The organism is Polaromonas sp., from assembly GCF_041689105.1.
Taxonomy (GTDB): domain Bacteria; phylum Pseudomonadota; class Gammaproteobacteria; order Burkholderiales; family Burkholderiaceae_C; genus Polaromonas.
Window position 1 is genome coordinate 1 of record NZ_JBDNGU010000209.1, and the last position, 6,279, is coordinate 6,279.

The 6,279-nt window shown below is 60.6% G+C and carries 7 protein-coding genes and 2 pseudogenes; all 9 read right to left on the bottom strand.

The features are described from left to right. Nucleotides 1–26 precede the first annotated feature (26 nt). Nucleotides 27–1,112 (bottom strand): hypothetical protein, encoded by a 1,086-nt coding sequence (locus tag ACESMT_RS20410; protein WP_372828429.1) that lies wholly within the window; start codon nucleotides 1,110–1,112, stop codon nucleotides 27–29. Continuing rightward, nucleotides 1,113–1,505, bottom strand: a pseudogene (locus ACESMT_RS20415) (amidohydrolase family protein); the annotation flags it as partial. A 37-nt stretch (nucleotides 1,506–1,542) separates the two neighbouring features. Beyond that, a complete protein-coding gene (locus ACESMT_RS20420) occupies nucleotides 1,543–1,866 on the bottom strand; it encodes a HigA family addiction module antitoxin (protein WP_372828430.1) in 324 nt (107 codons plus the stop codon). Nucleotides 1,867–1,900: 34 nt separating this feature from the next. Continuing rightward, the gene (locus ACESMT_RS20425; RefSeq protein ID WP_372828431.1) at nucleotides 1,901–2,179 is read right to left on the bottom strand and encodes a type II toxin-antitoxin system RelE/ParE family toxin; all 279 of its coding nucleotides are present in this window, start codon (nucleotides 2,177–2,179) and stop codon (nucleotides 1,901–1,903) included. Between the two features lie 70 nt (nucleotides 2,180–2,249). Further along, nucleotides 2,250–3,533 (bottom strand): amidohydrolase family protein, encoded by a 1,284-nt coding sequence (locus tag ACESMT_RS20430; protein WP_372828432.1) that lies wholly within the window; start codon nucleotides 3,531–3,533, stop codon nucleotides 2,250–2,252. A 9-nt stretch (nucleotides 3,534–3,542) separates the two neighbouring features. Further along, the gene (locus ACESMT_RS20435; RefSeq protein WP_372828433.1) at nucleotides 3,543–3,908 is read right to left on the bottom strand and encodes a type II toxin-antitoxin system PemK/MazF family toxin; all 366 of its coding nucleotides are present in this window, start codon (nucleotides 3,906–3,908) and stop codon (nucleotides 3,543–3,545) included. Beyond that, nucleotides 3,908–4,171, bottom strand: coding sequence for a PbsX family transcriptional regulator (locus ACESMT_RS20440; RefSeq protein WP_372828434.1), 264 nt, complete (start codon nucleotides 4,169–4,171; stop codon nucleotides 3,908–3,910). Before ACESMT_RS20440 ends, ACESMT_RS20435 begins: the two co-directional genes overlap by 1 nt. Nucleotides 4,172–4,248: 77 nt before the next feature. Beyond that, nucleotides 4,249–5,181 (bottom strand): ABC transporter permease, encoded by a 933-nt coding sequence (locus ACESMT_RS20445; RefSeq protein ID WP_372828435.1) that lies wholly within the window; start codon nucleotides 5,179–5,181, stop codon nucleotides 4,249–4,251. A 787-nt stretch (nucleotides 5,182–5,968) separates the two neighbouring features. Beyond that, nucleotides 5,969–6,279 (bottom strand): annotated as a pseudogene (locus ACESMT_RS20450) (ABC transporter permease); the annotation flags it as partial.

Sequence of the window (6,279 nt, forward strand, 5' to 3'; positions counted from 1 at the left end):
TAAAAATGGGCTCCGCCAGAACGGATTCAGCGTCGATCAAACGCATTTACCCCTTGGCACATCGACGTGTCGATGAAATCGCCAAAACCTTCGGCCCAGCCGCCAGCCCCGTTGGTTTCCGAAAAACTCTCGATCTCTGAGTCCTCAAATGTTTGAAAGAGCTCATGGAGCATTGAGTCAGGCTGCTCACTGTCCAAAACCAATGCCACGATCCCTCCGGCGTTTTCTCGCGGCCGAAAAAAAATGCAGTGTCGATTCTCGGCGCCAGTGATCTCTTCGATCGATTTGCGCATCAACGGGGAAGGGGGTGTTTTCAGTTTTCCCAAAACCATTGGGTCGAAATCGAACAGACTCACAAGCGTACCGTCGGGAAGCCGACTCGACCGGCCGCATAGAACCACCTTGGCGACGCCGCGACAGAGCTCGTCCCACTGCCCGCGATCAGGCAGACGTTTGGGTACGGTCACTCGGATCGCGAGTCCACCAACTCCTCGCGCTGCAGCAAGTTGGACGCAGGGCTGTGCGACCAGAAGCGTAAGTAATTCGCGTGACTCTGCAACATGGATCTTGCGGCCCTTGTTCGCAGTCACGACTTTGCATTCGATCTCTAAACCTTTAGGCCCCAAGTCTTCAACCAACAGATCGAAAGTCTCTGAGCCAGCGCCTATCTCCGGGAACAATACCCGCCTACCAGCTGCGACGAAATGCGTTGCGACTGTTGCCTCCATCTGCATCGCCTTGATCATCTGCGGGGCGCGCAACGCTTCGCGTACGCGTTTGATGAAGATTGAGTACCGCTTATTCGTCAGCCGACTAGCAGCTTGCGCAAGCTGCACTACCCGCCAAGCGAAGACAAAAGCCTCCAGATACTGCGGCTGGTGCGTCATTTCCCACGTTAGCCGACCGTGGTTGTTGTACGCAGCGATCGTGCACTCTGTAAGTGCAAAAACAACCCGGTTCTCGTCGAGGAGGTGCTCGCCAAGCTCAGGATGCGCTTTCATTTCAACGGCTACTTTGGCCGCCTGCTCAAGCCATACCTGCTCGCCCACTATCTCTCCAAAGCGAACCAGAACGTCTGGGATCTTCGCCTGATGCAAATCTCGGCTGAGCACTTAGCTACCTTGCTTCACCGTGGTCGGCCTGCCTGTGACCTGCACGCTCGCCACCACCTCCGGCGTCTGAGCCAGCAACTTGCCCTTATTCCACACCTTCAGCCGATTCGCCCGCAACCGAATCGCCTCCAGCGCATCCCGCGCCTGAAGCAACACGAAGCTCGCGTTACACCCCGGTGCGATACCGTAGCCTTCAAGGTGCATCACCTTCGCCGCATTCACCGTCACCGCATCAAAACACTGGCGAATGGCTTTCTGACTGGTCATCTGCGCCACATGCAGGCCCATGTGCGCGACTTCGAGCATGTAGTCGCAGCACACGCTGTACCAGGGGCAGTCGTGGCCTGAGGCGACGTTGAGGTCGGCGGTCATCCGCTGGGGTGCACGGGGCATGCGCGGCGTTTAGGTCGTGGGTTTTTGGGGGGGGCAATCACGCCCCGAACGCGAATCTCTCGTCATCGGTCATGACTTCAACTTCTTTCATGATGGCTTTAGCTTTTGCCTTCTCGGCAAGCTTCAGGTCATACATCGTCTGCAGGTTCATCCACGACTGGGCGTCACCACCGAAGCAGCGTTCCAGGCGCAAAGCTGTTTCTGGCGTAATGCCGCGCTCTTCCTTGACGATTTCGTTGATGCGTGATGCCGTTACCCCGAGTTTTTTGGACAGGGCGTTGGCTGTCATGTTCAGGGGCACCAGATACTCTTCCCGAAGGATTTCTCCGGGGTGTACGGGACGCATTGAATTTTTGATCATGAGTAAAACCTTTCAAAAGCCACGAGCAAACCGCTCAGTGGTAGTCAACAATTTCCACATCCTTGGCGCCTTCGTCGGTCCAGACAAAACAAAGCCGCCATTGGTCGTTGATCCGGATGCTGTGCTGACCGGCGCGTTTGCCAACCAAAGCTTCCAGCCGATTACCAGGGGGTGACCTCAAAAAATCCAGGGTGACAGCTGCCTCCAGCATGGTCAACTTTCGTGTTGCTGGTTTCAAAATGCGAGAAAAGACCGCTGACTTTCCGGTTTTGAACAGAGCCTCGGTGTCTTTGCACCTGAATGAAAATATCATGGGCTGATCTTACACCGTTTATCGGTAATCGATAAATTTGTTGCCGGTGTGATGCCTCAGTCGTACGCCGCTAATGCGAAGTCATAAATCTTGCGATTCCGGGTCTCTGTGGCAGCTGTAATGCCGTCTTGACTTCTGGCGTTTCGGCCAGCAGCTTGCCGTTTCTCCAAACCTTCAAGCGATTCGCCCGCAACCGGATCGCCTCTACCGCATCCCGCGCCTGCAGCAACACAAAACTCGCATCACACCCTGGCGCAATGCCATAGCCTTCAAGGTGCATCACCTTCGCCGCATTCACTGTCACCGCATCAAAACACTGGCGAATGCCTTTCTGGCTGGTCATCTGCGCCACGTGCAGGCCCATGTGTGCGACTTCGAGCATGTCGCCGCTGCCCATGCCGTACCAGGGGTCCATCACGCAGTCGTGGCCGAAGGCGACGTTGACGCCGGCGGCCATCAGCTCGGGCACGCGGGTCATGCCACGGCGTTTGGGGTAGCTGTCGTGACGGCCTTGCAGGGTGATGTTGATCAGCGGGTTGGCGATCACGCTGACGCCGCTCTCGGCAATCAGCGGCAGCAGCTTGCTCACGTAGTAGTTGTCCATGCTGTGCATGGAGGTGCAGTGGCTGCCGTTGACGCGGCCTTGCAGGCCCAGGCGCTGGGTTTCAAAGGCCAGGGTTTCGATGTGGCGACTCATCGGGTCGTCGGACTCGTCGCAGTGCATGTCCACCAGCTTGCCGCGCTCGGCAGCGATCTCGCACAGCAGCTTGACGCTGGCCGCGCCTTCGGCCATGGTGCGCTCGAAATGGGGAATGCCACCGACCACGTCCACGCCTTTGTCCAACGCGCGTTTCAGGTTCTCGATCCCGTCGTTGCTGCGCAGCACGCCGTCTTGCGGGAAGGCGACGAGCTGCAGGTCGATATAGGGCGCCACCTGTTTTTTGACTTCCAGCATCGCCTCCACCGGCAGCAGGCTGGCATCGCTGGTGTCCACATGGCTGCGTATGGCCAGCAGGCCCTTGGCCACGGCCCAGTCGCAGTAACTCAGGGCGCGTTCAATCAGCGCCTCGGCCTTGAGCATGGGTTTCAGCTCGCCCCAGACAGCGATACCTTCCAGCAACTTGCCACTTTCATTGATGCGCGGCAGGCCATAGCTCAGCGTGGCGTCCATGTGAAAGTGCGGGTCCACAAAATGCGGGCTCAGCAGGTAGCCGCCGGCATCTAGCGTTTCCGCCGCTTGCGCGCCAGGAATCGGGCCCTCGGTGACTTCGGTGATCTTGCCGTTCTGCACGGCAATCGACATGCCAGTGCGGCCGTCGGGCAGGGATGCGTTGGTGATGAGAAGGTCTAGCATGTGGGCGCCTTACTGACCGATGGCAATGATTTGATTGAGGGCTTCGCAACTCTCGGCTAACACAGCGGGCGTTGCCTGCTTCCACGGGTGCACCCGTGCGCAGCGTTTGCGCCAGTCCAGGGATTTTGGTTGATGCGCCAGCACATAACTGGTGATGCCTTTTGGCCCGGAAAATCTGATTGCAAAAGGATTGCTCTCGTTGGAGGCGGACGTGGTCATCGGCAAGCCGATCACCAGGCTGGTCCGGTCATTGAAGGCTTTCGGCGACAGCACCAGCATGGGGTGTAAGTCCCTCATTTCCTGGCCCACTTGGGGGCTGAAGTCGATCCAGATGATGTCCTGCCGGTCGGGGACCCAGGCGGTGGCCGCTGCCATCAGAACAGCTCTGCGCCAACGCGACCGGACACTGCCACCTCGCCGCCATGCGTGGCAGGGTCGAAGGCTTTGAGTTTCTGGGCAAGGGTCCGCTTTGGCTTGCCGATCACGCGCAGAAGAACGCCTTCATCAACCACCTCTACCAGCACAGACGTCCCCTGCACCAGGCTTGCGGCCCGGGCAATGGGCGCCGTCAGGCGCACGGCCAGGCCGTTGCCCCATTCCTGGATGGTCTGTTCGGCCCTGATGGCGGGGGTGGTCATGGCGTGATCCTTCATTGCAATGTAGAAACAAGTCTATACGTCAAGGCTGATGGTGTCAACCCGTTGATACGGCGGCATCAGCGCTCGCCCTTGCGGTAAGGTTTCATCAAGGCCTGCGGATACGCCGCCTTGCGCGCGACCAGCACCAGCGCCAAAATGGACAGCACGTAAGGCAGCATCAGGTAAAGCTGATACGGCACGTTGACGATGCCGGCGGTTTGCAGGCGCAGTTGCAGCGCGTCAAAAAAGGCAAACAGCAGCGCACCCAGCAGCGCCTTGCCGGGCCGCCAGGAGGCAAACACCACCAGCGCCACGCAGACCCAGCCGCGACCGTTGACCATGTTGAAGAAAAAAGCGTTGAAGGCCGACAGCGTGAGGAAGGCGCCGGCCACGCCCATCAGCGCCGAGCCGGCGACGATGGCGACCGTGCGTGTGGCAGCGACCGAGACGCCCTGGCCTTCGGCGGCCTGCGGGTTTTCTCCGACCATGCGTATTGCCAGGCCAGCCGGCGTGCGGTACAGCACCCAGCCGATCGTCGGCACCAGCAACAGCGCCAACAGGGTCATGGGGGTTTGCGCCGCCAGCGCTGTCAGGCCGGTGCCGTCCAGCCACTGCATGGGCGCAAACGGCGTGACGGTGGGCGGCGTGTCGACTTTCGGAAAACTCACGCGGTAGCCGTAATAACTGAGCGAGGTCGCCAGCAAGGTGATACCCAGGCCGGAGACATGTTGCGACAGCGCCAGCCCCACAGTCAAAAAGGCGTGCAGCAGACCGAACACTGCGCCTGTCAGCGCCGCCACGCCGACGCCGGCCCACAGCGGCAAGCCCAGGTACACCGCCAGCCAGCCGCTGAAGGCGCCAGCGACCATGATGCCTTCAATGCCCAGGTTCAGCACGCCGGCGCGTTCACACAGCAGCACGCCCAGCGTGCCGAGGATCAGTGGTGTGGCGATGCGCAGCACGGCGGTCCAGAAGGCTGGGGCGGTCAGGATGTCGAGCAGTTCCATCATCGCTGGTGGCTCTGTGATGCTATGAAATACATAGCTGATTGCGCCCGTCTGGCGAGGGCTGGGGGCATATTTTGTTGTGAATTTCTCCGCAGGGTTGGAAAACTGCCTGTAGTGGGCCCGCTCAGCAGGCCGGGGGTTGCCCGGCGGCAACTCACTTTTCTTTGTCTCGCCAAAGAAAAGTAAGCAAAAGAAAGGCGACCCTGCTGTCTGCGTCCCCCTGCGCTGACGCTACGGGGGCAACCTGCGGTGCTCGGTCCAGCCGGGGTCTCGCTCGAACTCGCCTTCGGCTCAGACAATCGCGATCCCTGATCCGTCTGGCCCTGCGCTCCTCGGCGCATACAGAAGGGCGGTGGGGGCGGGAGCGCAATCGCCATCGGGCTCTGGCGAGGACGCGCTTTGCGCGTCCTCGCCTCCCCGCATCCGCTTTCGTTTCCCCACCCGTCGGGCTGGGCCGAGGAGCGCAGCCGAAAGTGGATCAGGGCGAGCGATTGTCTGAGCGCAGCGAGTTCGGGCTCGACCCCGCTTTCGGCGAGCACCGCAGGTTGCCCGCAGCGAAGCGGAGGGACCCAGACCATCGGGTCGCCTTCTCTTTGCTTACTTTCTCTTGGCGAAGCAAGAGAAAGTGAGTCGCCCGCCGGGGCGAGACCCGGCTTGCAGGAAGACCTACCGAAGCGCAAGCTTGCACAGGCTTCGACTGGCTCAGCCCGAACGGTGCGGGAGGTGCGCTGACATGGATCCCGGATCAAGTCCGGGATGACAAGCCGGGGGGCGTGGTCAGGTGCCAAGTTCATGACCTGAGCTCCCGCACCACCCGGTATTGCGTCATCAACGTCGCCACCAGCACCGAAATCAACGAAGCTGCCACAATCACACCCGCAATATAGGTCGGCAGGCCGACCGCGCGGCTCATGCTGTCGGCTCCCACCAGCACGCCCGCCACAAACACCGCCGCGGCCGCCACGCCCAGCGGGTTCAGCGCCGCCAGCATGGCGATCACGATGCCGGTGTAGCCGTAGCCGGGCGACATGTCGAGCGTGACGTAACTGGTTCGGCCCGCTACCTCGATGGCGCCGGCCAGCCCGGCCAGGCCGCCCGAGA

What these genes read in the sequence shown, in the direction of transcription:
- ACESMT_RS20420 (WP_372828430.1), bottom strand. Translation starts at nt 1,866, where the DNA reads ATGATCAAAAATTCAATGCGTCCCGTACACCCCGGAGAAATCCTTCGG.
- ACESMT_RS20425 (WP_372828431.1), bottom strand. Translation starts at nt 2,179, where the DNA reads ATGATATTTTCATTCAGGTGCAAAGACACCGAGGCTCTGTTCAAAACC.
- ACESMT_RS20430 (WP_372828432.1), bottom strand. Translation starts at nt 3,533, where the DNA reads ATGCTAGACCTTCTCATCACCAACGCATCCCTGCCCGACGGCCGCACT.
- ACESMT_RS20435 (WP_372828433.1), bottom strand. Translation starts at nt 3,908, where the DNA reads ATGGCAGCGGCCACCGCCTGGGTCCCCGACCGGCAGGACATCATCTGG.
- ACESMT_RS20440 (WP_372828434.1), bottom strand. Translation starts at nt 4,171, where the DNA reads ATGACCACCCCCGCCATCAGGGCCGAACAGACCATCCAGGAATGGGGC.
- ACESMT_RS20445 (WP_372828435.1), bottom strand. Translation starts at nt 5,181, where the DNA reads ATGATGGAACTGCTCGACATCCTGACCGCCCCAGCCTTCTGGACCGCC.